Here is a 24,919-nt window from a genome sequence, read left to right on the forward strand (position 1 = left end):
GGCCGCTCGCGTGAGCGCCACCGCGATCGCGCCGGAGACGGAGGACGCCTCTCCGTCCCGCTCCCGCTGGGGTCTGCTCCGGAGGATCCCGTGGTGGATCCAGGTGCTCCTGGTCTTCGCCGTGTCCCGGGTCGTCACGACCGTGATCATGCTCCGTGTCGGCGCCGTGCGTCAGGGCGTCGAGTGGACGGGACTCCGCGACACCTACGTCCGGTTCGCGACGACGTGGGACGGCGGCTGGTACGAGCGGATCGGGATGACGGGGTACCCGTCGGTCCTGCCGCTCTCGCCGTCCGGAGCCGTGGAGCAGAACCCCTGGGCGTTCATGCCCGTCTACCCGTTCACCGTCCGCGGCCTGATGAACATCACCGGGCTCGACTGGGCGAACGCGGCGGTGCTCGTCGCCCTGGTCTGCAGTGCAGCGGCGTGCCTGGTGATCTACCGGCTGTTCCGCGTCTCGCTCAGCGAGGGCCAGGCGCTGATGGGGATCGTCTTCTTCTGCGTCGCTCCGACGTCCCCGATCCTGCAGATCGGCTACGCCGAGTCCGGCGGCATCCTCCTGACGGCCGTGCTGCTCCTCCTGCTGGTGCGCCGCAAGTGGATCTGGACGTTCCCCGTCGTGCTGGTCGTGGGGCTCCTGCGCCCGAGCGGCCTCGCGATCGCGGCGATGACGGGCCTCTACTTCCTCTACCGCGTCTGGCGCCACGTGCGCGGCACCGAGCCGTTCGCCCGCCGGGAGTTCGCCTTCACGGTCTCGCTCACGGTCTGGTCCCTCGCGGTGGGCTTCGCCTGGCTGCTCATCGCCTGGGCCGTGACCGGCTCCTTCACCGCCTACACCGACACCGAGCTCGCCTGGCGCAGCGTCTTCATCGGCGAGGGCGAGCTCATCCCCTTCACCTCCTGGTTCGCCGGTGGGGGCTGGTGGGGAGGCCTCTGGTTCGGCTCGCCGATCACGGGCATGGGCATCACCGTCGTGGTGGTGCTCGGATTCCTGGCGATCCTGTTCTCGCGGGCCACGCGCAGCCTCGACGTCTTCTCGCGGCTCTGGGTCGGCGGCTACGCGATCTACCTCTTCGCGTTCTTCTACCCGCAGTCGAGTACGTTCCGCATCCTGATGCCGATGTTCCCGCTGGCCGGGGCGCTCGCGGTGCCGCGGTCGACCCTCCTGAGGGTGTTCGTGGTGGCCGCATCGATCGTCGGGCAGATCGTCTGGGTGCTGCTGTGCTGGGTGTTCACCCCCGGCGACTGGTCCCCGCCGTGATCGGCTGACGCCCGACTTCCGGGCGCGGTTCGGAACACCCCCGCGGATGCACGATAATAGGGGGATACGTCACGAAAGGGGAACTCTATGGCGGCCATGAAGCCGAGGACCGGAGACGGACCGATGGAGGCTGTTAAGGAGGGCCGACTCATCGTCGTGCGCGTTCCGCTCGAAGGAGGCGGACGCCTCGTCGTCTCGGTCAACGATGCAGAGGCGAAAGAGCTGCACGACGCGCTCGCGTCGGTGGTGTCTCCCGCCTGATCCGCACCGTCGTGAACGCCCGTCGCACACCGTGCGGCGGGCGTTCCGTCTGTCCGCGGTCGGCCGCGCTCGTCAGGCGCGGCGCTTGTTGGCCTGCAGCAGGCCGTCGCCGATCGGCGAGAGCACGCTGACCACGGCGGGGGAGGCGCAGACCTCGGCCACCAGCGTGCGGAACGCCGTCGCGATCTCGTCGCGCTGCGCGGGGTTGGCCACGCGTCCGCGCCAGAGCGCGTGGGGGACGAGGACCGTCCCGCCCGGACGGACGAGCCGCAGCGCGTGCTCGACGTTCTCGATGACCTGCAGCGGATCGCCGTCGACGAAGACGATGTCGTAGGAGTTCTCGTTCATCCGGGGCAGCACCTCGAGGGCGCGGCCCGGGATGAGCCGGAGCCGGTTGGGCGAGATGCCCGCCTCGTGGAACTGGGCGCGCGCGTGCTGCTGGTGCACCGCCTCGGAGTCGATCGAGGTGAGCATCGCCTCGGGGGCGCCGTCGAGCAGCCACAGGCCGCTCACTCCGGTGCCGGTGCCGATCTCGATGATGGAGGTCGCGCGCGCCGCGGCGGCGACCAGCGCGGCCTGCGCGCCGATCGAGGGGGAGACGGCGTCGATGCCCAGCTCGACCGAGAGCCGGCGGGCCGAGGCGATGGCCTCCGACTCGACGACCGCGTCCTCGGCGTACTTCCAGTTGGCATCCTTGTCGGACACGGGGGCGCTCCTCTGATCGGTGCACCGGGCGGATCGCGCCCGGGCATCGTCAGGGTACGGTGGCGCGCGGGCTCCGCGAGGGAGGCGCGGCGGGTTAGTGTTGTCCTCGTGTTCGGTCTGACGTTCGACAAGCTCCTCATCATCGGGGTCATCGCCGTCTTCGTGCTGGGTCCCGACCGCCTCCCGCACTACGCCGCCCAGCTCGGGCAGCTCGTGCGCAAGGTGCGCGGATTCGCCACGCAGGCCCGGGAGCGCGTCAAGGACGAGATGGGCGACGAGTTCAACGACGTCGACTGGAAGAAGCTCGACCCGCGCCAGTACGATCCTCGCCGCATCATCCGCGACGCCCTGCTCGAGGACGATCCGGCCCCCACCGTGAAGCCGCCCACCGCTGTCGCCGCTCCGGTCGTGCCGGGCGGCACCGGCTCCGCGCAGGACAGCTACTACACGACGATGCAGCGCTCCGTCTCGTCCGGCACGCTCTCGAGCGTCGCGCCGCCGCCGATCGACTCCGAGGCCACCTGAGCCCTGCTCCGCGAGGAGCGCCCGGAGGGCGTCTCGATCGGCACCGCCCGCACGAAGCCGCGCGGAGGCGTCAGCCGACGGCGAGCGGAAGCCGACGGCCGGTCAGTCCCCGCGGCCGCGCGGCGAGCGACGCCGCCAGGGCGTCGATCGCCCGGGCAGCAGGATCCTTCGGATCGCCGACGACGACGGGCACGCCCTCGTCGCCCCCTGCCCGCAGCGCCACGGAGATCGGCAGCGACGCGAGCAGCGGCACCTCGTCGCCCGTCGCAGTGAGCCGACGCGCGACCTCGGCCCCGCCTCCGCTGCCGAAGAGCTCCAGCACCGAGCCGTCGGGCTGCGGAAGCCCCGACATGTTCTCGACCACTCCGACGATGCGCTGACCCGATTGGCGGGCGAGCGCGCCGCTGCGCTCGGCCACGTCGGCGGCCGCCGGCTGCGGGGTGGTGACGATGAGGACCTCCGCATGCGGGAGCAGCTGCCCGATGGAGATCGCCACATCCCCCGTGCCGGGAGGCAGGTCGAGCAGGAGCACGTCGAGGTCGCCGAAGTACACGTCGGTGAGGAACTGGGAGATGGTGCGGTGCAGCATGGGTCCGCGCCAGGAGACGGCCGCCCCCCGGGTGTCGCCCTCGAGGAACATCCCGATCGAGATGACCTTCACGCCGTGCGCCACCGGCGGCAGCATGAGCTCGCCGACGCGGGTGGGCTTCGCGACCCGCCCGTCGTGCATCAGGCCGAGCAGGCCGGGGATGGAGAAGCCGTGCACGTCGGCGTCCACGAGGCCGACCGCGAGCCCCCGCTGAGCGAGGGCGACCGCGAGGTTGGCGGTGACGGTCGACTTGCCGACACCGCCCTTGCCGCTGGTGACCGCGTACACGCGGGTGAGCGAGTCCGGGCCGAAGGGCATGCTCCGGCGGCCGCCCTGGAGGCGCTCGGTGAGGGCGGTGCGCTGCGCCGGCGTCATCACTCCGACCACGACGTCGACCGCCGTGACTCCGGGAGCCGAGGCCGCGGCCTCGCGTACGTCGCGCTCGATCGCGGAGGCGGCCGGGCAGCCGACGATGGTCAGCCGGATCGCGACGCGGACCGCTCCGTCGACGGCCGCCTCGACCGACTCGAGCATGTCGAGCTCGGTGATGGGCTTCCGGATCTCCGGATCGACGACCCGGGCCAGCGCCGTCCTGACGGCGGTCTCGATGGCGGCGACGTCAGGCATCGCGCCGCTCGGGCTCCTGCGCCCGATCCTTCTCGAGCTCCTCGAGCAGGCCGCGCAGCTCCGAGCGGATGAAGTCCTTGCTCGCCATGTCGCGGATCGCCAGGCGCAGGGCCACGACCTCGCGCGCGAGGTACTCGGTGTCCGCGAGGTTGCGCTCGGCCCGCTGCCGGTCCTGCTCGATCTGCACGCGGTCGCGGTCGTCCTGTCGGTTCTGCGCGAGCAGCAGGAGCGGCGCGGCGTAGGAGGCCTGCAGCGAGAGGATCAGCGTCAGCACCGTGAAGCCGAGGGCCTGAGAGTCGAAGCGAGCGTCCGCGGGCCCGTAGGTGTTGAACATCAGCCAGAAGACGCAGAAGATCGTCATCCCGACCAGGAACCACGGCGTGCCCATGCCGCGGGCGAACGACTCGGTCAGGCGGCCGAAGCGGTCGCTGCTCGGGCGGTTCCGCCGCGAGAGGACGCGGGTGCGCAAGCCCTTGGGAGCGTCCAGGCGCCGGTCCTGCTTGGTGTCCCTAGCCACGCGCGCCCCTCCGTCCCCGTCGTGTCCTGCCTGTCGCCGCGGGTGCCGGCGGCACGAGCGGGACGCCCTGCGTCGCCGTCGTCACCGGCTTCCTCGGTTCGTCGTCGTCGCCGTGGCTGCGCCAGTCGTCGGGGAGGAGGTAGTCGAGGACGTCGTCGATGGTCACGACGCCGACGAGGCGGTGGGACGCGTCGACGACGGGCACCGAGACGAGGTTGTAGCTGGCCAGGATCCGGGCGACCTCGGCCGCCGAGGTCTCGGGCGTGATCGGGTCCATGCTCTGGTCGAGCAGGGTGCCGAGGCGCTCGTGCGGCGGGTAGCGGAGCATCCGCTGGAAGTGCACCATGCCGAGGAAGCGGCCGGTCGGCGGCTCGTAGGGCGGCAGTGTGACGCAGACGGCGGCGCCGAGTGCCGGGGCGAGCTCGTGGCGGCGGATGAGGGCGAGACCCTCGGCGACGGTCGCCTCGGAGGAGACGATGATCGGCTCCGTGGTCATCAGACCGCCGGCGGACTCCGGAGCGTAGGTGAGGAGCATGCGGACGTCGTCCGCCTCCTCGGGCTCCATCAGCTCCAGGAGCGCCTCGCCGCGCTCCTCCGAGAGCTGGGCGATCAGGTCGGCCGCGTCGTCCGGCTGCATCTGGTCGAGCACGTCGGCGGCGCGGTCGTCGTCGAGCCGGCCGAGGATCTCGACCTGTTCGCTCTCGGGCATCTCCTCGAGCACGTCCGCGAGGCGGTCGTCCGAGAGCTCGCCGGCGACCTCGAGCATCCGCTGCTGCGGCAGATCGAGGAGCGTGCTGGCGAGGTCGGCGGGCTTGAGCTCGGAGAGGCTGGCGACGTACTGCTCGGCGGACTGCGCCTCGGTCGAGACGCTCTCGCGGACCTCGCGCCAGCCGGCGAAGGCGGTCGCGCCCTTGGCGAAGGGGGAGGGGCTGGTCTTGGGCCGGCGGACGAAGAGCTGCGCGAGCTCCCACTCGCCGGGAGCGGCCTCCTCGATCGCGACGTCCTCGACGACCGCGTCACCGGAGCCGTCCACGAAGCTCACCCGGCGGCCGAGTAGCTCGGCGATGACGCGGACCTCGCCGCCCCGCTGCTCGAAGCGGCGCACGTTGATGAGCCCGGTGGTGATGATCTGGCCGCTGCCGATGCTGGTGACCCGGCCGATCGACACGAAGACGCGACGGCGCCCGGGGATCTCGACCACCAGGCCGACCACCCGCGGGGCGTCGTTCTGCCGGTAGACCAGGAGCACGTCGCGGACCTTGCCGACGCGATCGCCGGCCGGGTCGAAGACACTGCATCCGGCCAAGCGCGCGACGAAGACTCTGGCGGAACTCACGGCTACAAACCTAGTCCCGTGCAGCCGGGCGGACGCCGAGCGTTCCCGGCTCGCCCTCGGCCGGTTCTCCGAATCCGTTCAGAGACCTTCAAGTGGCCCGTGCGATTCTGTCCGGGTGACTCAGCAGACGCCGTTCAGCGGCCGAGGGCCGGCCTTCCCCACGATCCCGCGCGGGGAGATCCTCGCCACTTTCGACACGTACCAGGAGGCGCAGGCCGCCGTCGACGTGCTCGCCCGCGCCGACTTCCCGGTGCGCCAGCTCGCCATCATCGGCAACGAGCTCAAGAGCGTCGAGCGGGTGACCGGCAAGCTCACCTGGGGCCGCGTCGCCCTCGCCGGAGCGGCCTCCGGCGCCTGGCTCGGTGTCTTCCTGGGCCTCCTGCTCATCATCTTCTCGCCGACGACGGAGTTCTCCTTCCTCATCGCGGCGGTCCTCCTCGGCGCCGGCTTCGGGATGCTCTTCGGGCTCGCCTCCTACGCCGTGAACCGCCGCCGTCGCGACTTCACCTCGACCATGCAGGTGATCGCGACCAGCTACTCCGTGCTCGTGGACCCCGAGGTGGTCAACCGCGCGCGCAACCTGCTCGACGGCGGCACCTCCCCGGCGGAGGCGCCGCAGACGGCCTGGGCTCCGCCGCCCGCTGCGATCGGCGACCCGCAGCCGCAGCCCGTCCGCCCCGAGGACGACCCGCGCTGACGATCCTCCACGAAGGCCCCCGGTCCGCCGGGGGCCTTCGTCGTTCCCGGGGCGGGGCGGGGCGGGGCGGGGCGGCTCAGGCGGAGCCGACGGGCGGGAGGACGATGTCGACCGCGAGACCCCGGGGGGAGCGGTTGACCAGGGCGACCGTCCCGCCGGCCGAGAGCACGGTGGTGTGCACCAGGGCCAGTCCGAGACCGCTGCCGCCGGAGGCGAGGGTCCGGGAGTCGTCCGGGCGGGAGAAGCGGTCGAAGGCGACCGGGATGAAGGCGTCGGGCATCCCCGGTCCGTCGTCCGAGACGCTGAGCATCAGGCGCCCGTCCGACTGCGAGAGGGAGGCGACGATCATGCCGCCGCCGTTCATAGCCTGGATCGCGTTCCTCACGAGGTTGTCGATCACCCGGCCGAAGTCCTGGGACGCGACCGCGTAGAGCCGGGCCGGCTCGCGCTCGTCGATCTCGTAGTCGATCTCCACCCCCGACTCCGAGGCGAGCAGGCGGGTGCGGTCGACGGCGCCCACCAGCTCGTCGACGAGCTCGGCGAAGGGAGCGGTCGGGCGGACGGTGCGGCTCTCGATGCGCGAGATGTCGAGCAGGGCGGACGCGAGGCGCACGAGCCGGTCGACGCTCTTCTGCGCGTCGAGGATGACCCGGTCGACCGCGACCGGATCGTCGACGCGATGGTGGGCGATCTCGAGCTGCGCGGAGAGCGCGGCGAGGGGAGTGCGGAGCTCGTGGCTCGCATCCGACACCATCTGCTTCTCCCGGGCCAGCGACGCGGTCTGCTTGGTCAGGAACGCGTTCAGCGTCACCGCGAGCTCGTCGATCTCGTCGCGCGTGCCGACGACCGGGAGCTGGTCGCCCTGCCCGGGCTCGGCGGCGATCTGATCCGCGCGCGCCCGCATCCGGCGCACCGGGGCGAGGGCCGCGCCCGTCAGGATCCACGAGGCGAGCCCGAACGTGACGACGAGGAAGATCGCGGCGTAGACGAGCACGTGGGCGAAGTCGTCGAGGACGAGCTGCGACGCGGCCTGATCGCGGGCGGAGGCGACCTGCCAGACGCCGCGATCGCTCTCGATGGCCGTGAAGCGGACCAGGTAGCTGCCGTTCGCCGTCGTCACGTCGGCGTACCGGGGCGAGGTGTCGGCCGGCTCCTCCGCCAGAGCGCTGAGCACCTCGCCGCTCAGCCGCGAGGGCATGGTCGAGGTGCTGACGCTCCCGTCGGGCGCGAGGGCGAGGAACAGCTGGCCCGTCGACGAGCCCTGCGTGCGCGGGACGTTGCCCGCCGAGATGTCGCGGCGCACCTCGTCCTCGATCGACATCAGGATCGTCCGCTCACTGCGGTCGACGATGCCGGTGACCACCTGGTAGAAGAGCAGCGCCGCGAGCGCGAAGAGGGCGGTCGCCACAGCGACCGTTCCCACGGTGATCCTCGCGCGGATCGAGAGCGCGCCGACCCGGCGGCGTGCCGTGCTCATCCGCGACACGGGCTACTCGACCGGGCGGAGGAAGTAGCCCTTGCCGCGGACGGTCACGATGCTGACGCCCGTGTCCTCGGTCGGGAGCTTCTTGCGCAGGTAGCTGACGTACTGGTCGACGATGTTGTTGTCGACGATCTCGCCGCCGCCCCAGATCTCGGAGAGGATCCGCTGGCGGGTCACGACGGAGCCGACGGGAGTGATGAGGAGCTTGAGGAGCTCGAGCTCCTTCGGGCTGACGTGGATGCGCGAGCCGTCGGCGGTGCGCCGGATGCTCGATCCGTCCACGGTGATGCGTCCGACGTCGATCGAGGTGGACATCAGCGACGGGCTGCGGCGCAGGAGGGCCCGGAGGCGCGCGTTGAGCTCGGTGAACGCGAACGGCTTGGTCAGGTAGTCGTCCGCTCCGGCGTCGAGCCCGAAGACGCGGTCCTCGATCGCGTCCCGCGCGGTCAGCAGCATGATCGGCGTGGGCCGGCCGAGCTCGCGGATCCGGCGGCAGATCTCGAAGCCCGACATCGCCGGGAGCATGACGTCCACGATGGCGGCCGAGAACTCGGCGTTGCTGAACGCGACGAGCGCGTCGATGCCGTTCGTGGTCAGCACGGCCTCGTAGCCGGCGTCTTCGAGGCCGCCGACGAGGGCCTCACCCATGGCTGGATCGTCTTCGACGACAAGGATCTTCACGCGCTCACCCTACGGCCCGGCTCCCAGGAGGACGCACTGGGCGGGCCGTGTGTCGATCGGATGCGGGATCGACCCATCCGATCGGCGCTGGGCGACGAATGAGGGGTACTAGTCAGCTCGGGGGCGTGGCGGGAGTGGCGCGATCAGTGGCGCAATTCTACTCTTCTCCCCCCGTCGGCCCGATGATACTGTTCGCGAAGTTCACCTCTACCGTCACCCGAAGGCGGCACAAACATGCTCAATATTCTTTCCATCTGGGCGCGTCTCGCGCTGTCGGTCCTCCTGTGGATCGTCCTTCTCCCCGTCATGCTCGTCCTGCTGCCGTTCCGCACGGGCAGGAGCGCCTCGCTCCCCGCCCTGCGACCGGTGCCGGTTCCCGCATCGACGGTGGCGATCGACACCCGGAGCGCCAGCGGCGCCTACTAGGCCCACTTCCCGGTCGTTCCGGGCCCGACGCCCCGCTCCCATGAGCTCCGGCGTCGTCCGCCCACCGATCCCCGACACCCGAACAGCCGTGCCTCTCTCCGCCAGGAGGGGGCGGGGCTGTTCGTCGTTCCCCGGGTCGATCCCAACTGACCGACAGATGTCGATTTCGGCTACTCTCGATCGCGAGCCGCGTCAAGCCCTTCGCAGAATCTCAGGGACTGGCAATACAGTGCTCGCACATGGTTCACCGATCGGAAGGAACACGGATGCTTCGCGCCACGCTCGACACCGCTGGGATCCAGCTCGATTCGACCACGGGAGCCCCCGTGCGCCCCGACACCCCGGTCTCGGTGGTCGCGTCGGCGCCTCAGAGCCTGATCTCGCGGATGCTCGGACGCCGCCGCTGCGAAGCCTGCGGAGCGGCCTCGGCCCGTCGCCGCGACGGCTTCTGCTCGGCCGACTGCGCCGGCACCTTCCACCTTTACGAGTGAGCCCGACCGGCCGAGTGCCGGTGGTGAACGTTCCGAAGGCCCGTGATCGACGATCGCGGGCCTTCGTGCTGTCCGGGGAGGGTCGGAGCGCCGGGTGAGGAGCGCCACGGTCGGACTCGGTCGCCCACCGGGTGACGCCGCTCGGTCCGTGGTGGAGGGGTGCGCCTCGAGGGGCGTCGAGCACCGGAGCTGAGCGCCCGTGTGCGAGGGAGGAGAGCGGAGGACCGCGGATGTGCCCCCAGTAGGATTCGAACCTACGCCCCTGCCTCCGGAGGGCGATCGCGACCCCCGCTGTCGGGCGACCATCTCTCTGCATCGGCGCCAGTTGGCGTTTTTACAGCGTTGCCCGGTTGCTGATGCGGCCGACGTTTTCGCTGCTTTGTTGCCATTTCGTTGCCGCGGGGTCGGAAACCGGACGTCTAGCGTCCGACGCGCTTCCGCCCGAGAGACCGCGCGGACTGCTTCCACGGGTCGACGGGCCGGCTGAGGTACTCGCGGACTGCTGAGGGCCAGTAGCGATGTTCGTTGCCGAGCCTGAACGACGGGAACATCGGGTCCTTCCCCAGCTCCCGCGCCTTCCACACGGAGATGCTGAGCATCTGAGCGAGGCCGACCGCATCGATCGCTTGCTCACCGGTGTACTCGTTTCCACTGCCGTCAGTCATAGCCCGAGTTTGGCGGGCATTTTGCTTTAACGCCGGACGCCTAAGACTGCTTGCGTGTCTTTGACGTCACCGCCTCGAACCTAGGGAGCTTCGTTGCCCGCTCTGTCCGGGCACCTCGTGGCTGTAGAGGTATCGACCAGTATCCGGGTTGGTCATCACCTTCCCGTCGCGCCAGGCGAGCAGCCAGGGTGCCTCGTCGCCGACATTGCGGAACGCCTGCTCGTAGACCGACACTTCGCGGGGTCGGGCGGGGTGGTTCGGGTCGTAGCGGGTTCCCATGAGCCGATCGTCGCCGCGACCACCGACACAGCCGAGAGTGAGCGTCGACCAGACTACGAAGATGTCGCGACTGCCTTTGACTCTGAACGGGAAGCAGGTCGAGATCCTGCGCTGGGTCGAGGAGGGTTGCCCGCCGGAGCGGTACACCGACGGCTTCGCTCACCGCATCACGGCACGTGCGCTTGGTACGCGTGGCTACGTACGGGTCCTCGGCCGAGGACCGAGCTGGAGTGCCATGATCACGCCGGCCGGGCGGGAGTGGCTCGAGCAGCATGCGGCCTACAGTCAGGGCCCGCCCAGCGCTGAGGCGGACGAGCTTTATGCCCGAGTTCGCGCAGCAGACGGACTTCTAGAGCTCGAGGACAGCGCTGATGAGGCCATGTATCAGCGCCTCGTTGATGAGTACCTCGAGAGCCCCAGCAGGGAGCGGGGGAAGAAGATGATCCTCCGTCGGTCCTGGTACTTCAGCAGGACTGCTGCCGTCGAGATCGTGGGGGTCTTCGAGGAGGTCGTTCCGCACGGTTACGTCGTGGTCGCGGACGACGGCCGGGTGACGCATCCTCTCGCCAAAGCCTTCCTCGGGGACCCTCGACGCAGTTTCGTCACCGCCGACCACATGGCTCGCGCCGCCCGCGTCTTGGAGGCGGCGATAGAGGATGCGGCGAGCCGTGGTTGGGAGGTTCTGAAGCACGCGCCTTCAAAGGAGTGGCGGTATGACACTTGGCGGGCCGAGGACGCTCACTTCGACGTGCAAGCGGTGGAGGCTCGCTACGCCGTGCAGATTCGCGAAATCTCCGCGCAGGGGGGCAAGCCGATCCCTTACGGCGCTTCTAGTCGCGGCCCGGCATGGATTGGCGGACGAACCACTGAGTTCGTATCCACAGGCCGTCTCGAGCTGCGTCTCTTCGGTTGGTTCCAAGGCAACGACGGAACCCGATTCCGTGAGACGAAGCGCCCGCTCAAGCCCATGGGCCTGGCGATCGACGAATTGATGCGCACCATCGCGATCACGGAACTGAAGCTCAAGGAACGCCGGCAGCAAGAGGGGCGAGCCCGCCGACGGCATCAGGCTCATTGGGAGGCGGTTCACGCTCAAGCGATCACACGGCACTCGGAGGCTGCACGCGTCGCCGAGCTGTCGAAGCAGGTCGAGAGATGGACTCAAGCGAAGGACCTCCGCACCTACGTCAATGCTGCGGAACGAGAGTTGCTGGCCGCTGCGCCCGAGGATCTCCGCGAGTGGCTGCGTTGGGCACGCGACCGTGCGGACGCGCTCGACCCCCTACAGCGCCCGGATCACCTCGTGCCGGTCATTCCGCCGCCGTCCGCCGAAGATCTTCGACCGTACATGCACGGTCTCGATCCGCACGGACCTTCCCGCTAAGGCGCTCATCGTTGACCCGCGCATCGACGCCGACCGCTCCCGTACAGGTTCGGCACCTAACTCGCGCACATGTCCCGGCCGCTCTCTTGCGGCTCAAGGCCACAGAACTGGCGCTAGGAGTGTCTGCGTCGAGTTCTAGTCGACCCTCCGGCCGTCCCGTCATGTTTCGCGGCGGTACACGTCGGGGCTCGGTTCGAAGGAGGTCACCTCTAGGACCGCCGCCTCTGCATCCTCGCGTGTGGCGTAGACCCCGAAGATGATCGCGTCAGCGCACAGCTGGGTAACCAGGACTTGGTGATGCTCCGTGGTGCTCACCACCCCAGTTTGCCGTCTGTATCTAGGGCTCAAGCGACTGGGCGCGAAACGTGACCGTCGCGTCGCTCGCCAAGTGTTGATGCTCTCGTTGGGCTACTCTCCGCGCTTCCACTTCTGCACTGTGTTCGTCGAAACCTCGGCTGCCGCTGCGAGCTCACGGATTGACGCGCCTTCGTCCAGCAAGTCGCGGGCGACGTCGCGAAGGTCGGCTTGCGCTTCGTCTAGGCAGCGCTGTGCGGCTCGAAGGCGCGTCGTCTGCACGGCGGTGAGCGTCTGCTTGACCCGGGGCATCCTGCAACCATAGCTAAATGAGCCTCTTCGTCGCGGATGGTTTGCCGCTAATAGGGTGACCGGCGGCACTCTTTAGCCGCACTCAGCCCCGGGCTCGTGGCTATCAGGACCTTCCGGCAACCCGAGACACCGCTGCCAGTATTTGCGTGAAGGTACTCACAGGAAGTGCCTCCGGTTCGTTCTTGTCGCTCTGGCTACTACCGAAAGTCTTACCGAAAGAGCGGTCGATCAGCTCGATCCGTGCAGCATCAACAGCGTCTTTGTCTGTCACATTCTCGAGGAAGGGTCCGAAGGTGCGCATCTCAAGCTCCATCCTCTTGCTTACGTTCGCACTTTCGATGAACCGAGATCCCAATCGAATCGTGACCGTTGCCGCAGAGCCAGCGACTAGGGCGATCGCCAGACGCGTAAGAAAGTGAGGCCAGTTTTCCTCTCCCGTGCCCCCGCCCAGCGCAGAGGTTACTAGGGGGGTAGCACCTGCCCCCAGCAAGAGAAGGCCCAAAACGTACGAGCCGATTCCTACCCATCGGCTCGTTTTCGCCTCCTGCGCGAAGTGTCTGGACAATTTATCGTTAGCGGCCGCACTGGAGAGGTTCGCGAACTCGTGTTCTGCGATCCTCAGTCGCTTGAGCTTTTCTTCCGCCTCCTCCAGCTCGGCTGATATCTTTTTCATAATGGGCTGCACTTCATCTTCGAACTTTAGTCTGCGGTCGTCGAGAAAGGCCTCGTAGTTTGCCTGATTTTCTTTCTTAATGTCGTTAATTGCGTCCTGGCCGTCAGTCACAACGGTGTCAATTCGCGTTTTTTCCGCGTTTACTGCTTCGTGAGTGGTATCGGCCTTAGCGGCCAACTCCTTGATGGATACAACCACTTCTTCTGCGTTCTGTGCGAGTGCTGCGGAGGAATCAGTTACTTCTTCACGCAGTTGCTCGTGTCGTCGAGCAAGCTCTAGAACCGACTTTCGCTGCTCCTCCAATAGATCCTCATAAAGCGTCTCCATTTGTTGAACTTGACCACCGCGTCCATACGGCCTAGGCCAAGCCCCCATCAAGTTCAGAGACGATTCAGCCGATTGAGCTGCGAGCTCAGCATAACCAGAAGTCGAACCCATACGCAGTCTGCTTTGTAGGTACTGTTCGACTTCGTTAAGAACCCCCTCGACCCCAGATAACATATGCGCCGTGAACAAAGCGGCGCTTGTCGCGCCCATTGGATAAAACGACTGGATGTGGCTCGCGTAGAACGCCACACGCTCAACGATGGGCAACTCGACGTCGTCACAATCAGTTCGTACCTGATCGCATAACTCGTGAATCCGATCTAGAGACCCCCATATCACATGCGCCTCAAAGTCTGCCCTCAGCATTGCCCCTCCTCGCGCCCGTGCGGCTAATGGACTGTAGCGCGAGGAGGGCAGGGTAGGCGGGCCGGGCGGGAAGAGGTACTGGGCGGGTCCGCCGGGTGAGCCCGCTTCGCTGTCCTAGTTGTGGAAGCAGGCAAGCGCCCGCGGCTGCTTCCGCGCGATGGCCTGCCCAAGCACTCACGGTTCGTAGGGGCAGATCGGACCGTTGAGCTACACGACCTGCACGAACTGCACGACGGTCGTGCTGGAGGTGGAGTAGTGCGTTGGTACTGAGGGCGAGGCTGCTGCGGTCGGGTCAGATCGGGTTCCTGGAGCCGCGCGCGTCGCGGCGACTACCGACATTCATGGCGCCACCCGTAGATCGTCTCGCCAACCCTCGATCGAGTAGCGGTCGGGCGTCGGCCCGTCCTGCTGCGCGCGAGCGATCGCGGCATCCGCGTCGTCGGGGCTGGTGAAGATCCCGAGGACGGTCGGCGCTTCGTCCCACGGGCGGCGTGTCGTCACGAGGTAGTGCTTGGCGCTGGTCATGGTTCCATCGTCTAGCGGGCGGTTGAGCGTCGTGGCGGTTCGGCGTGAACTGTGGCGCTGCTGGCGCGCTCGAGGCCGACAACGACAGAAAGCCCCTGCGGTCCGCAGCGGGATGCTGCGAGCCGCAGGGGCTTCGTAGTGGCGCATCGCGCCCGCCGAGTTCCGGCTAATCTCCCGAACATGGAAATTGCACCAGACGGCTCAGCCCTCATCGCCCAGGTCTGCGCAACTCTTTTCGTTGCCCTTGCGTTCACTAACTCCCAAACGGAGCGCGATAGACCGAAAGCGGTCTCTCTCTTCGGTGTGCTACTTAGGTTGATCACTAGCCTGCTGCTCCTCGGTCTGACGGTGAGTAGCACGTTCTACGCAACACTTGACGCCCCTATCAAAGGTAGAGATCTTGTTGTCGTGCTCGTTACGGCCATCTTCACCCTGCTCGCTTTCACCGTGCTAATAATGGATCAGCTTTTCGCAGCGATGCATCCTTTCGCGTCGCGCGGGAGGTCTAAGCCTTGATAGGGGGCGGTCCCCTCTCAAGTGACCGCCCCCACGCCACTAGTAGTCGAAGAGCGAGAGCGCCTGCGTCTGCTTCTTCGTAATAGCCGTTGCGAGTCTCGTCGGGTCGTAGGCGTACATCGGTCCGTTCATCTGCACGACCGGCGCGATGGTCTTGCCGCCGTAGGTGTTGCTGGTCGAGTAGTGCGCCGCCAGCGGCGCAAGCGAACGCGAGTCGAATCGACCTCCCGTGATGCCGGCCGCGTCGAACGCTCCCAGCCGTTCGCCTGCCGCCTCCCAGATCGCGAGGTTCCGCGCTTCCTGTCCGGGGCGCCCGGAAATGAATGCTTCCCAGCGCGTTTCCGGCTCTGCGAACTTGTAGATCGAGCCGGCTCGGCCCTTGTAGATGCCGGTCGGGAATCCACCCATCGAGTAGGACTCGATTCCGCCGTTCGCATAGGCGGCAAGTCCACCGTTCGCGCCCGCACGCGCATCCGAGAACGCGGCGCCATTGGGGGAGTTGACGACAGTGGTGATCGCGATCTCACGGTTGCGCGTCAGGTACGCCAGGCGAGCTTCGGCGGCTTCGGTTCCCGTGAGCGCCACGGCTGTCACGACGTCATCGGGGATGAGCCCGAGGTTGTCCGCGTAGTCGTCTGCTGCCTGCCCGGTGATTCCGAACTGCGCGAGCTGACGGATCAGCTCCTCGCGGCCGCGCTGCACCGCGTTGCGTGCCTCATCCTCGCTGCCGGTGCGCTCGAGAGTCGCCGCGGCGAGCTCCTTTGACGAGGATGCAAGCGCGTCGAGGGCCGCATCATTCGCGCGGCCCGCTTCCGTCCCGCGGTCCAGCGTCGTCCCGTTCTTCTCGACTGACGCGGACAGGTCGTCGATCGAGGCCTCGAACTCGCGAGTAGCTGCGTTCACGTCCAGCTGCGCAGAACCGAAACCGCGAATCGCGTCAGCGAGTGCGTCGAGGTCGGTTTCCGCAGACTGCGCCTTCCCGGAAAGCTCCTCGAGCTTGTCCGCGTTCTCCTGCGTGACCGTAGCGTTGTCCTCCGTCGCGACGGTTGCCCCCTGTAGCGCCTCGGAGTAGCCGGGAAGCAGTTCGTCCATGAGCTTCTGTGTGGGGATGCCCTGCGCCTCCGCAGCGTCAGCGATGGTCTGGAACTGTCGCGCCGCCTCGTCGGCCGCGCCACCCTCGACGAGGGCCTTGAGGACGTCGTCGATCTTCTCGAACTGGTCGCGGGTGGTCTGCACGGAGTCGCTGACGGGGCCTCCTAGCGCCTGGTTGATTCCCGATGCCCACCGGTTGAATCCGTCGAGGTTGGCGTCGAGATCGTTTCCAAGGAGTCGCTTGAGTGCGCCGTCGAGGTCGTCGACCGGGCCGGCTCCGTCCAGCTGCGCGAAGATCTGGTCGACGCCATCCAGCTTCTTCATCGCGCGAGCGGTCTCCTCGAGCGAGGGCGCGGCGCGATTGCCGCTGTTCGCGATCGAGTCGAGCACGACCGCGACGGTGGTGAGACCGGCGACGAGTCCGAGCCCCTTCGCGGCGCTCGTCGCGAACTTCGCGGTCTTAGGCATCTCCTCGTTCAGGGTGACAAAGCTGCGCCGCATCTCGCCGACCCTGGTCGCGCCGACGAGGAGCGTGCCGCCGAGGAGTGAGAACCCGCCGATGGTGCCCGTGAGAGCGACGCCGGCCGAGAGCAGCGGAGCGGGGATCTGTCCGATGCCGTCCGCGACGTCCGTGGCGCGCTGGACCATCTCGCGCAGAACCTCATTAGCGCCCGAACCCGCCTTGATGAGCCCAGTGTCGATCGCCCCACCGAGGTACTCGAGGTCGCCGCTCAGGTTGTCGAGGTTGGTGGCCGCGGTGATCGCGGCGTAACCGGCATCGTTGACCTTCGACGTCCAATCGGTGATGCCGTCCGCCCCGTTGGAGTAGAGGACGTTCGCGGCACGGACCGCATCGTTCCCGAAGATCGTTGCCAGGGCGGCGTTCCGCTGCTCGTCAGTGAGACCGCCGAGCTTGCTCTCGAGCTGCCCTGCGATGTCAGAGAACGACAGCATGTTGCCCGAGGAGTCGTAGACGGACAGGCCGTAGTCTTCCATCACCCCGCGCGCCTTCTCAGAGGGGTTCTGCAGGGCGAGGATCGCCGTCTTGAGGGATGTACCCGCATCCGACCCGACCAAACCCGCAGCGGCGAATGCTGCGAGCGTCCCGGTGGTCTCCTCGATCGAGAAACCGGCCTGTGAGGCGACGAGTCCGCCCTGGTTGAGCGCCTGCGACAGATCCTCCACGGAACCCTGCGCCTTGCCAGCGCCCGCAGCAAGTAGGTCAGCGATGTGGGGAACCTCTGACCCCTTCAGCCCGAACTGGGTCATGGCGGTCGCGGCGATCTCGGCCGCGTCCGCGACGTCGAGAGAGCCTGCGGACGCGAGCGACAGCGCACCCGTCAAGCCTCCGCCGAGGATGTCCTTCGTCGAGACGCCGGCCTTCGCGAGCTCGTTGATTGCGCCTGCCGCCTCGGTGGCGGAGAACACGGTTTCCGCGCCGGCCTCGAGAGCCGCGTCCCGCAGTAGCCCCATGTTCGCCGTGGACTCGTGAGTCGAAGCAGCGACGCCCGACATGGCCTTGTCGAACTCCGCGAACTTGGACACCGCGAGTCCCACCGCAGCCACCGCGACGACACCGACACCGATCGCGGCAGTGCCGAGCTGGGTCATCGCCTCGCGCTGCTCCGCCAGCTTGTCGACGCCGTCCTTCGTCGTCTCGCGCATCTTCTTCTGCATCTTGTCCAGCCCAGCGATGTACTGCTGAGCCTGCAGTACTGCTGTGACCTTGACCGTTCTATCCACCATGTCGATTTCCTTCGTGTACTGGAAGAGCCCCACCGGACGTCCCGGCGGGGCTCTTCATCTGTTGTTGTGGTTGTGGCTAGCGGTTGCTGCGGAACTGCAGGACGGCGTCTGCCGATGCCTCCATGTCCGCTTGAGTGTCGCCGCTGAGCAGTGCGGCAGGCACGCCCTTCACGAGCGCGATCTCTCCCCGCAGAGCGCGGATCTCAAGGTCGCGCACGCGAGCCTCCGCCGCTTCGATCTGCTCGGCGTTCACGCGGTGTCGGTCCTCGAACTCCTCGAGGCGCTTCTCGGCCGCCTTCCGAGCGTCTCGCTCGGAGTGCAGGGCTGCGAGTCCTGCGCCGCCGAGTGGCTCGTCTGCCTCCTGAAGGTCGTCGGATACGTCGATTGTGTGGTCGTCTGATTCGCTCATTCTCTTGCCTTTCGCAGCTCTAGCGGTTGGTACAAACGGCGAGGCGCGCCTTGGTACAAACATCGCGTTCGTGTGGAAAAAATGTGGGGGAGAGATGATCCCTATACCCGGAGGTCTTTCGTGAAGTTGCAGAGGGGGCCTCCCCCCACCCGCCGACGCGGTTTGTGCCAGTACAAACGAGCCGTTCGAGGGTGGCGAAGGGAGGTCGATCGATCGATCAGCCGATCAGTCCATAGGTCGCGGCTCGGCTGAGTCCGCCTTCGCTGAGGAAGCGCTGCAGCTGCCCGAGCTCGGCAACGGTGGTCGCGGCCATCGGGTGCTCTTCGATGAAGAGGTCGCGAACCTCGTACCAGTTCTTCTCGAGACCGGTTCGGAAGATGGCGGACGCGAGGCTCTTGTCGTTATTGCGCATCGCCTGCGCGAGGATGCGCTTGGCGTGGTCCTGATCCTCGAGTCGGCCGGCGCGGTCCTGTGCGTCGCGGAACGCGATGACGTCCGATCCGGTGTTGCCGACCATCGAGTCGAGGTCGCGTTCGAGCTCTCGGATCTTCCCCTTCACGAGCGCCTTCTCCTGCTCGCGGAGGGTGGTCAGTTGCTCCTTGGCCACGGCGCTGAGCTGCTGCTTCTGCTCCTGCTTGCCTTGGTCGCTGAGTGCGCCGTCGCGGTCGATTTCACTCCTGCGGCTACCGAGGCTGCGCTGAATCGAGGCCGCCTTCGCGCGCAGTCCCTCCACCTGGGAGTCGAGTAGTGCGAGTGCCATGTCTGTTCCTTAGTGTCGTCGCCCTGAGGCGATGTACGTCTCTGCTTCTGTGTGCTCGATGAGCCAGGTTCGGCCCTCTTTCCGCGCTGGCAGGCTTCCTTGCTGGCAATCGAGCCTGACCTTCCGATCGGATAGCCCTGCCGCTACTGCGACCCTGTGGACTGTCCACTGTCTACTTTCGTCGAATGCCGGTTCTTGCCGCCCGAGAATGCCGCTGTCGGCAGGCTGATGGAATGCGTTGAGTGAAATGTCAGCGAGCAGTCGGTAGGTTTTCGTGTCCCCGACACGATGCCGTTGCCGAAGCTCTGCGATGCGGGCGACTTGATAGAGGATGCGCGCGTCCTCGGGCGTGAGGATCATCGAGCCGGCCGGGATGCTGCGACTCACACGTCCTCCTCGAACAGGGCGAGCTGCTCCCGCAGGGCCTGAACCGTCTTCTCTCTGTCCTTCTCAATCTGTGCGATGAGACGGCCGACGCGGTCGTAGCCCGTCCCTAAGAGGTACCAGGCCGCGTAAATGCCACCCGGCGCGGTGGCCGCCGCCCACACCTGCCGGTTGACCCGCAGCCACTCGTCCTCGTTGCGGGTGATCACAGCGATCGCGAGCCGCAACGCTCGCGCCTCGTCACGGTCCCTACTCGATCGGGGTCCCCTGACCGGCGCCTCCTCGAGGGTCGGCTGCGGCAAGGGATGAGCACGGCGCGCGCGCAGCAGGCGATCGGTCATGTGCTCCCGCATCCCGGAGTGCGCGGCGTCGCTGGTCATGCGGCCTTCGCGGTCGACGTCGGATACGGAGCGGGCGGCACGAGCGCCCGGAACGTGGTGAGGAACGCGCCGAAGTTGATGAGCGCCGCCGTCACGTGGAACGTGTTCGGGTGGGTGAGCGAGAACCCTGCGAAGGTGCCTGCGACGGTGGTCCCGACCGCGAGGAGGTAGTCGGCGCTCGTCTCGTCGAAGATCCGCCGCGTCTCTTTGCTCACGTTGACGCTGGAGTCGGCGCCGGCGGTGATGATGAGCTCGAACAGGCGGGTGGCGTCGCGCTGGTACTGCTCACGGGGGAACGCCGCCATGCCTCCCGCTGAGTCCTCCCAGAACATCGTGTTGTCGTTGTCAGTAGTCATTGGTTGTCCTCCTGGGCTTCGTTGCGAATACGGTCGTCATGGCTCTTACAGGCCTGCGGCGCGCTCGGCTTCGCGCAGCGCTAAGTCGACTCCGCGCGCTAGGTCTTCCTCGTTCTCGCGCAGGGAGGCGAGGCCGTAGCCGCGAGGAGCGACCGTGGGTGAACCGAACTCCGAGATGTTGTCGAGCCGCCCCTGCCGGCGGTTCGGCTCGGGGCCGATCTCTAGCTCGAGCTCCGACGAGACAGCAGACACGGTCCCGCGGACGTCGTAGGTGACTGCTGCTCCGAGGGACGGGAGGGCCGTCGCCCCGGCGAGCTTGGTCCGCCACGCGTCCCTGACCTTCCGGGCGAAGACTTCGCCTGCTTTCCGGAGGTTCGGGCCGGTGTTCCTTGGCACTTGGCCAAGATCAGCAGTGAGCGCGTCGAATGCGGTGAAGTCGAAGGTAGGGCCGTCAGTCATCGGCTGTCCTCTTAGCCATGTTCTTCAGAACCCGCTCTTTGCGGGCGGCGACGTGCTGCGCCTTCTCGAGCTCCGCCCGCAGTCGAGCGTTTTCTGCTTCAAGCGCTGCGACTCGGGTCGCAAGCGGCGATGGGGTGGTCGTCTGGGTCACGGTGCGTGCCTCTCGGTTGGTTTCGAGCGGGGTGTCTGACAAGTGAGATGGTCACCTGGGTCTAGGTATCTCCTCATAGTCTTTTTCTACGTGTCTCCTCCTGTCTCCTATGGGGTACAGGCGGTGTACCCCTGCCGGTACGCTTTCCGTACCCCTGAGGGGTACGCATTACGTACCTGGCAGGGGTACGCATTACGTACCCCATGGTGAGTTGTCCACAGGCTTCAGGGGTACGGATTGCGTACCCCTGAACGGCTGGACGGGCTGCCCGTAACTGAGTACGTACTCGGCACGGTTGCCGGCCTGCCCTCGTCGAGTTCTCTCGATCGCTCCGGCTTTCACGAGCCCGGCGGTCGCGATCTTGACCCGCTGAAATGCTGCCTCCCGGTCGAGAGTGGCCTCTGCCGCGTTGGCGTCGAACGGGTGCGGCTCGTCCGGCACTAGCCGCCCAAGTCCGTACGCGGATTCCTCGCGTGCGGCGAAGTAGCGAGGGGGCTTGTCCTGGTCCATCGCTTTAAGCGACATCCAGATGAGTAACCGCAGCTCGTTCGCCTTCAAGTCGTGCTCTGCCGCGAAGTGGAACGCTCTCCCTACAAGCTGTGCACCCATCTATGCCCCTGGGGCTGTCTCGAAACGCGGTGGCCGCTTCTCGTCGCCTGTCGTCGTGTCGGTCACGTCTGCCCCTTCCTGGGGAAATGAGAAGGACCGCCCGCGTGTCCACGCTGCGGGCGGTCCTCCTGGTCAGTGATGTGTAGTTGTGAGGGTGAGGACTGCAGGTGACGGCGGCTGCTCGATGAGCCAGTCGTCCGGCTTCGGGTGTTCTGCACGGTGCGCGGCTGCGATCAGCTCGACCGCGAGTCGGACGGCTTCGTCGGGCGCCAGTGGCACCGTTAGGCCCGGGACGTCGACCCGCACGACGATCTCCTCGTCGTACTCGTCGGGCTCGATCGCGATACTCCCGCCCGCCCAGCGCGTCTCGACCAGCGCCGCGGTCATCGAGCACCACCGCTCTTGAGCGCGTCGGCGTAGACCCGAGAGAGCACGAACACCTCTCGGACCGTCAACAACCGGCAGTCCCCGTCCTCGGCCCTGTGGAGCGCGGGCACGCACATGCCGACCGCGTGGGCTGCATCGCACAGCCCAACCCCCGCGAGGCGGCGCAGCTTACGGAGAGAGCGACCGGGGCCGTCAGGCGCACCGATGACCTCCGCGGGGCTCACGAGTGCGCCTTGCGAGCGAGGCTGCGGATGCTCTTGCTGAGGCGGTCGAGGTCATCCGCCACCAACAACAACCCGGCACGGTCGAGCGCGTAGTCGATGACCTGCGACGTGAAGATCGCCGTGCGGTGCACGAGGAAGTCGTCCCCCTCCTCGCGCTCGTCTTCGTAGGACACGCGATAGGCGGTTACGTCCGTGCCGTTGAGGCTGCCGATCGTCTCCCTTGCGCCTTCGTGCCATCCGGGCTCGAGCAGTTCGGCATCCTCGTCCAGATCGTGACCCCGGCACCAGTCGAAGTCGACGCACGGGATCGGGGAGAGCAGCCGGAGGTTCACCCAACCCGCCGTGATGCCCTCGATCTCGTAGACGCCGAGGAACGTCCACGGGGCGCCGTGATCGTCGGCGTAGGAGGTGCCGGCGACGGTGCTATACAACAAGCCGGTCGGGATCTGCGCGCCGTAGCAGATCAAGCCGTGAGCGTCGGCGGCCACGTAGACCTCGTGGCCGTTGAACTTGTGCCCGCTGAGGGCGGCGACGGGGACGCGACGGCGTCGCTCTGGCTCAGTGTCGGTTGCTTGTGCCAGAATGGGGTTCATTACTGGTTCTCCTTCGTAGTGGTTGGGTCGGGCCGGTTGCCCTCACCTGCGGTTGCACCCGCATAGGTGGGGGCTTTCTTCTTGAGATACGCGCGGATGCTCCGCTGATGGCGGGTTGGCGCGAAGCGGTACAGGGGCAGAGCGACCTCTAGCGCTCTGCGGTCGATGCGGAAGACGATCGAACCGCCTAGATCGACGACGAGGTACTCGTCCTTCGTCATCAGATTGCGGATGGCCTGCTCACCTGTGGGATCGCGCGTGAGCGGCGGCAGATTCTCCAAGCCCGAAGCATCAGAGATGGGGCACATCTTGGGTGGCCTACGAAGCTGCCGCCCCTGAAGTACCCTGCCGAGCGCTCGACTCCATCCAGGCGATGACTTCGGACTCGACGTAGTAGATCTTCCGGGGGCTCGGGCGTCGATACCGGGGGCCGTCGCCGCGGAAGCGCAGCTGCGAGAGGAAGTTCGGAGTCATGCCGGGGACCAGCTCGCAGACCTGGGCTGGCGTCAGATAGCGCTCTCGGTGCGCCGAAGACACGGCTGGGTGGGACTGGATGGTCAAGATTCCTCCTTCGTGGGAGAACCTGTTATCGGTTCCTTGTGTGCCCACCTTAGGCGATTAAGCGAAACGAGCGCAAGCGCGCGCCTAGAATCGGTTCCATGTCAGATGCCGCCTTCTACCCGAACGTCGACCGCGAGATTGGCCGCAGAGTGAGGGAGGGGAGGCAGGCACTGGGGATGAGCCAAGACGCCCTGGCCGAGGCGATGACCGCCGCAGGCTTCGGGTTCCATGTGACGACGATCGGGAAGATCGAACGGGGCGAGCGGAAGGTAACCCTGGGCGAGGCGGGTGCGCTCGCGAGCGCCCTGTCGCAGTCAGTCGAGATGCTGATGAACGGGAACACTCCCTTCTACTGGGCATCGAAGGGTCTGTTCGATGCGCAGGCGCCCCTCGAGAAGGCCGCCACGCTCTACCGCGACGCGCAATTTCGGTTCGCGCTCGCGATCGACGCCGACACCGGCCTGAGTTCAGGCGAGCGTGACCTTGCGATCGAGAGCCTGCTGGCAATGAGCCCCGAGCAGGTCGTCAAGGATTCTGCCTGGGTGTCTAAGGAGACCTACGTGGCGCTCAAGCGAGCGGAATTGGGGGGTGACGCAGTCCGCGCCCTGCTTGGCGAGAACTTCGATCAGATGAGGAGGGCCGTCGAGCAAGATGGGTAGCGTCGAGTCCTACTACCTGAAGGGGCCGCTGACCGCAAAGGGTGAGCCGCGTCGTGAGGATCTGCGCTACCGCGTTCTCTACCGCCGGCCCGATCACCGACAGACCTCAAAGCGCGGATTCGCCCGGAAGCGCGATGCCGAGCTCTTCCTTGCGTCCGTCGAGCTCGATAAGTCCCGCGGCGCATACATTGACCCCGCGAAGGCGCGCGTCACCGTTGACGACTGGCTAACCGCCTGGCTCGCGACGCGCACGGACCTGCGGGCGACCTCGCTCGAGCGCGCCGAGGGAATCGTCCGCCGGCACATCACGCCAACCCTCGGCCGGTACCCGCTCGGCGAGCTCACCCACAGCACCGTGCAGGCCTGGGCGAGCCGCCTCCTCGCTACGCAATCGCCGTCGAGCGTCCGCAAGATCGTGAACGTCCTGTCCGGCGCCCTGACGGCCGCTCAGCGCGACGGCCGCATCCCAGCGAACCCCGCCCACGGGCTGAAGCTGCCGAAGGTTGTCACGGGCGCCAAGGTGTACCTCTCACATGACGAGGTTGCGTGGCTCGCGGCGGCCGTCGACGAGATCGGCCGCGGCCCGGAGAACGGGGCGAGGAACGGCTACGGGCTCCTCGTGCGCGTCCTCGCCTACTGCGGCCTGCGCTGGGGCGAGCTCTCCGGACTGCGGGTGCGCGACGTCGATCTTCAGCGCGGCCGCCTTGAGGTCTCCCACACCGTCGTCGAAGTCGGGGGAGTGCAGCACGAGTCCACGCCGAAGGACTACGAGGCGCGATCCATCCCGGTGCCCGCGTCGATCGTCGCGGAGCTGCGCGCCCACATCGCCGGCCGCGCGCCGGATGACCCGGCGTTCCCGGGAAGCCGTGGGAACGGGTGGTTACGCGGCCGCGTGTTCCGCCGCGGCTGGCTCGACGCGGCCGCCGCAGCCATCGACCGGCCGGGGCTCACACCCCACGAGCTCAGACACACCGCGGCCTCGCTCGCGATCTCCGCCGGCGCCAACGTGAAGGCCGTCCAGCGGATGCTCGGGCACGCCTCCGCGGCCGTCACGCTCGACGTCTACAGCGACCTGTTCGACGACGACCTCGACACCGTCTCGGCAGCCCTCGATCAGGCCATCCGCCGAACGGATGTTGCCAGAACGTTGCCACCGCCCGGAAACGAAGAAGGCCCGGAGCCGACGCGATCCGCGTAATTCCGGGCCTT

The 24,919-nt window shown here is 67.3% G+C and carries 30 protein-coding genes; 9 read left to right on the forward strand and 21 right to left on the reverse strand.

What is annotated here, in order from left to right; translation table 11 throughout:
- Positions 1-10 precede the first annotated feature (10 nt).
- Together GTU71_RS02380 and GTU71_RS02385 are read left to right on the forward strand one after the other, a co-directional pair.
- Complete coding sequence (locus GTU71_RS02380) at positions 11-1,261, forward strand: hypothetical protein (RefSeq protein ID WP_104222988.1); 1,251 nt, start codon at positions 11-13, stop codon at positions 1,259-1,261.
- 87 nt (positions 1,262-1,348) lie between these two features.
- On the forward strand, positions 1,349-1,522 hold the full coding sequence (locus GTU71_RS02385; RefSeq protein ID WP_068208299.1) for a DUF3117 domain-containing protein: 174 nt from the start codon (positions 1,349-1,351) through the stop codon (positions 1,520-1,522).
- A 72-nt stretch (positions 1,523-1,594) separates the two neighbouring features.
- Here GTU71_RS02385 and GTU71_RS02390 read toward each other — a convergent pair whose 3' ends face one another.
- The gene (locus GTU71_RS02390; protein WP_104222989.1) at positions 1,595-2,227 is read right to left on the reverse strand and encodes a class I SAM-dependent methyltransferase; all 633 of its coding nucleotides are present in this window, start codon (positions 2,225-2,227) and stop codon (positions 1,595-1,597) included.
- 108 nt (positions 2,228-2,335) lie between these two features.
- On the opposite strand from GTU71_RS02390, the gene GTU71_RS02395 reads away from it, so the two are divergent.
- Positions 2,336-2,752 (forward strand): twin-arginine translocase TatA/TatE family subunit, encoded by a 417-nt coding sequence (locus tag GTU71_RS02395; protein WP_146076468.1) that lies wholly within the window; start codon positions 2,336-2,338, stop codon positions 2,750-2,752.
- A gap of 70 nt (positions 2,753-2,822) precedes the next feature.
- On the opposite strand, the gene GTU71_RS02400 is transcribed toward GTU71_RS02395, so the two are convergent.
- From GTU71_RS02400 to GTU71_RS02410, 3 genes are read right to left on the reverse strand one after another with little or no spacing between them, the layout of a single operon-like run.
- Complete coding sequence (locus GTU71_RS02400; RefSeq protein ID WP_159939220.1) at positions 2,823-3,968, reverse strand: Mrp/NBP35 family ATP-binding protein; 1,146 nt, start codon at positions 3,966-3,968, stop codon at positions 2,823-2,825.
- On the reverse strand, positions 3,961-4,485 hold the full coding sequence (locus GTU71_RS02405) for a DUF1003 domain-containing protein (RefSeq protein ID WP_104222991.1): 525 nt from the start codon (positions 4,483-4,485) through the stop codon (positions 3,961-3,963). The genes GTU71_RS02400 and GTU71_RS02405 overlap by 8 nt, the downstream gene beginning before the upstream one ends.
- Positions 4,478-5,821 (reverse strand): CBS domain-containing protein, encoded by a 1,344-nt coding sequence (locus GTU71_RS02410; RefSeq protein WP_104225554.1) that lies wholly within the window; start codon positions 5,819-5,821, stop codon positions 4,478-4,480. The genes GTU71_RS02405 and GTU71_RS02410 overlap by 8 nt, the downstream gene beginning before the upstream one ends.
- A 115-nt stretch (positions 5,822-5,936) precedes the next feature.
- Here GTU71_RS02410 and GTU71_RS02415 point away from each other — a divergent pair, with 115 nt between their 5' ends.
- Entirely contained in the window at positions 5,937-6,518 is a 582-nt protein-coding gene (locus GTU71_RS02415) for a general stress protein (RefSeq protein ID WP_244230618.1), read from the forward strand.
- A 76-nt stretch (positions 6,519-6,594) separates the two neighbouring features.
- Here GTU71_RS02415 and GTU71_RS02420 read toward each other — a convergent pair whose 3' ends face one another.
- Together GTU71_RS02420 and GTU71_RS02425 are read right to left on the reverse strand one after the other, a co-directional pair.
- Entirely contained in the window at positions 6,595-7,995 is a 1,401-nt protein-coding gene (locus tag GTU71_RS02420; RefSeq protein WP_146076469.1) for a HAMP domain-containing sensor histidine kinase, read from the reverse strand.
- 12 nt (positions 7,996-8,007) lie between these two features.
- The gene (locus GTU71_RS02425) at positions 8,008-8,682 is read right to left on the reverse strand and encodes a response regulator transcription factor (RefSeq protein WP_258059273.1); all 675 of its coding nucleotides are present in this window, start codon (positions 8,680-8,682) and stop codon (positions 8,008-8,010) included.
- A 234-nt stretch (positions 8,683-8,916) separates the two neighbouring features.
- Here GTU71_RS02425 and GTU71_RS02430 point away from each other — a divergent pair, with 234 nt between their 5' ends.
- Both GTU71_RS02430 and GTU71_RS02435 read left to right on the forward strand, forming a co-directional pair.
- A complete protein-coding gene (locus tag GTU71_RS02430) occupies positions 8,917-9,108 on the forward strand; it encodes a hypothetical protein (protein WP_159939221.1) in 192 nt (63 codons plus the stop codon).
- 266 nt (positions 9,109-9,374) lie between these two features.
- The gene (locus GTU71_RS02435) at positions 9,375-9,599 is read left to right on the forward strand and encodes a hypothetical protein (protein ID WP_104249561.1); all 225 of its coding nucleotides are present in this window, start codon (positions 9,375-9,377) and stop codon (positions 9,597-9,599) included.
- 419 nt (positions 9,600-10,018) lie between these two features.
- Here GTU71_RS02435 and GTU71_RS02440 read toward each other — a convergent pair whose 3' ends face one another.
- Together GTU71_RS02440 and GTU71_RS02445 are read right to left on the reverse strand one after the other, a co-directional pair.
- Positions 10,019-10,264: a hypothetical protein gene (locus tag GTU71_RS02440; protein WP_159939222.1), complete on the reverse strand. Its 246-nt coding sequence runs from the start codon at positions 10,262-10,264 to the stop codon at positions 10,019-10,021.
- A 66-nt stretch (positions 10,265-10,330) separates the two neighbouring features.
- On the reverse strand, positions 10,331-10,543 hold the full coding sequence (locus tag GTU71_RS02445; RefSeq protein WP_159939223.1) for a hypothetical protein: 213 nt from the start codon (positions 10,541-10,543) through the stop codon (positions 10,331-10,333).
- Positions 10,544-10,580: 37 nt separating this feature from the next.
- On the opposite strand from GTU71_RS02445, the gene GTU71_RS02450 reads away from it, so the two are divergent.
- The gene (locus GTU71_RS02450; protein WP_159939224.1) at positions 10,581-11,927 is read left to right on the forward strand and encodes a hypothetical protein; all 1,347 of its coding nucleotides are present in this window, start codon (positions 10,581-10,583) and stop codon (positions 11,925-11,927) included.
- A 408-nt stretch (positions 11,928-12,335) separates the two neighbouring features.
- On the opposite strand, the gene GTU71_RS02455 is transcribed toward GTU71_RS02450, so the two are convergent.
- The 13 genes from GTU71_RS02455 to GTU71_RS02515 form a co-directional block, all read right to left on the reverse strand.
- Complete coding sequence (locus tag GTU71_RS02455; protein WP_159939225.1) at positions 12,336-12,533, reverse strand: hypothetical protein; 198 nt, start codon at positions 12,531-12,533, stop codon at positions 12,336-12,338.
- Between the two features lie 103 nt (positions 12,534-12,636).
- Positions 12,637-13,782 (reverse strand): hypothetical protein, encoded by a 1,146-nt coding sequence (locus GTU71_RS02460; RefSeq protein ID WP_159939226.1) that lies wholly within the window; start codon positions 13,780-13,782, stop codon positions 12,637-12,639.
- Between the two features lie 456 nt (positions 13,783-14,238).
- A complete protein-coding gene (locus GTU71_RS02465; protein ID WP_159939227.1) occupies positions 14,239-14,424 on the reverse strand; it encodes a hypothetical protein in 186 nt (61 codons plus the stop codon).
- Positions 14,425-14,979: 555 nt separating this feature from the next.
- Positions 14,980-17,778 carry a phage tail tape measure protein gene (locus GTU71_RS02470; RefSeq protein WP_159939228.1) on the reverse strand — a complete coding sequence of 933 codons (2,799 nt, stop codon included), beginning with the start codon at positions 17,776-17,778 and terminating at the stop codon, positions 14,980-14,982.
- Between the two features lie 76 nt (positions 17,779-17,854).
- Positions 17,855-18,187, reverse strand: a complete 333-nt coding sequence (locus GTU71_RS02475; RefSeq protein ID WP_159939229.1) for a hypothetical protein — start codon at positions 18,185-18,187, stop codon at positions 17,855-17,857.
- A 217-nt stretch (positions 18,188-18,404) separates the two neighbouring features.
- On the reverse strand, positions 18,405-18,947 hold the full coding sequence (locus GTU71_RS02480; RefSeq protein ID WP_159939230.1) for a hypothetical protein: 543 nt from the start codon (positions 18,945-18,947) through the stop codon (positions 18,405-18,407).
- A 383-nt stretch (positions 18,948-19,330) separates the two neighbouring features.
- Positions 19,331-19,711, reverse strand: a complete 381-nt coding sequence (locus GTU71_RS02485) for a hypothetical protein (protein ID WP_159939231.1) — start codon at positions 19,709-19,711, stop codon at positions 19,331-19,333.
- Complete coding sequence (locus tag GTU71_RS02490; RefSeq protein ID WP_159939232.1) at positions 19,708-20,067, reverse strand: hypothetical protein; 360 nt, start codon at positions 20,065-20,067, stop codon at positions 19,708-19,710. Before GTU71_RS02490 ends, GTU71_RS02485 begins: the two co-directional genes overlap by 4 nt.
- Positions 20,068-20,112: 45 nt before the next feature.
- A complete protein-coding gene (locus GTU71_RS02495; RefSeq protein ID WP_159939233.1) occupies positions 20,113-20,526 on the reverse strand; it encodes a hypothetical protein in 414 nt (137 codons plus the stop codon).
- The gene (locus GTU71_RS02500) at positions 20,519-20,677 is read right to left on the reverse strand and encodes a hypothetical protein (protein ID WP_159939234.1); all 159 of its coding nucleotides are present in this window, start codon (positions 20,675-20,677) and stop codon (positions 20,519-20,521) included. Before GTU71_RS02500 ends, GTU71_RS02495 begins: the two co-directional genes overlap by 8 nt.
- A 741-nt stretch (positions 20,678-21,418) precedes the next feature.
- Positions 21,419-21,673 carry a hypothetical protein gene (locus GTU71_RS02505; protein ID WP_159939235.1) on the reverse strand — a complete coding sequence of 85 codons (255 nt, stop codon included), beginning with the start codon at positions 21,671-21,673 and terminating at the stop codon, positions 21,419-21,421.
- Between the two features lie 220 nt (positions 21,674-21,893).
- Complete coding sequence (locus tag GTU71_RS02510) at positions 21,894-22,490, reverse strand: hypothetical protein (RefSeq protein WP_159939236.1); 597 nt, start codon at positions 22,488-22,490, stop codon at positions 21,894-21,896.
- Positions 22,490-22,771 (reverse strand): hypothetical protein, encoded by a 282-nt coding sequence (locus tag GTU71_RS02515; protein WP_159939237.1) that lies wholly within the window; start codon positions 22,769-22,771, stop codon positions 22,490-22,492. Before GTU71_RS02515 ends, GTU71_RS02510 begins: the two co-directional genes overlap by 1 nt.
- 378 nt (positions 22,772-23,149) lie before the next feature.
- Here GTU71_RS02515 and GTU71_RS02520 point away from each other — a divergent pair, with 378 nt between their 5' ends.
- Together GTU71_RS02520 and GTU71_RS02525 are read left to right on the forward strand one after the other, a co-directional pair.
- Positions 23,150-23,710, forward strand: a complete 561-nt coding sequence (locus GTU71_RS02520; protein ID WP_159939238.1) for a helix-turn-helix transcriptional regulator — start codon at positions 23,150-23,152, stop codon at positions 23,708-23,710.
- Positions 23,703-24,908 carry a site-specific integrase gene (locus GTU71_RS02525; RefSeq protein ID WP_159939239.1) on the forward strand — a complete coding sequence of 402 codons (1,206 nt, stop codon included), beginning with the start codon at positions 23,703-23,705 and terminating at the stop codon, positions 24,906-24,908. Before GTU71_RS02520 ends, GTU71_RS02525 begins: the two co-directional genes overlap by 8 nt.
- Positions 24,909-24,919: the final 11 nt, after the last annotated feature.

It is taken from the genome of Rathayibacter sp. VKM Ac-2762 (assembly GCF_009866585.1).
GTDB lineage: Bacteria > Actinomycetota > Actinomycetes > Actinomycetales > Microbacteriaceae > Rathayibacter.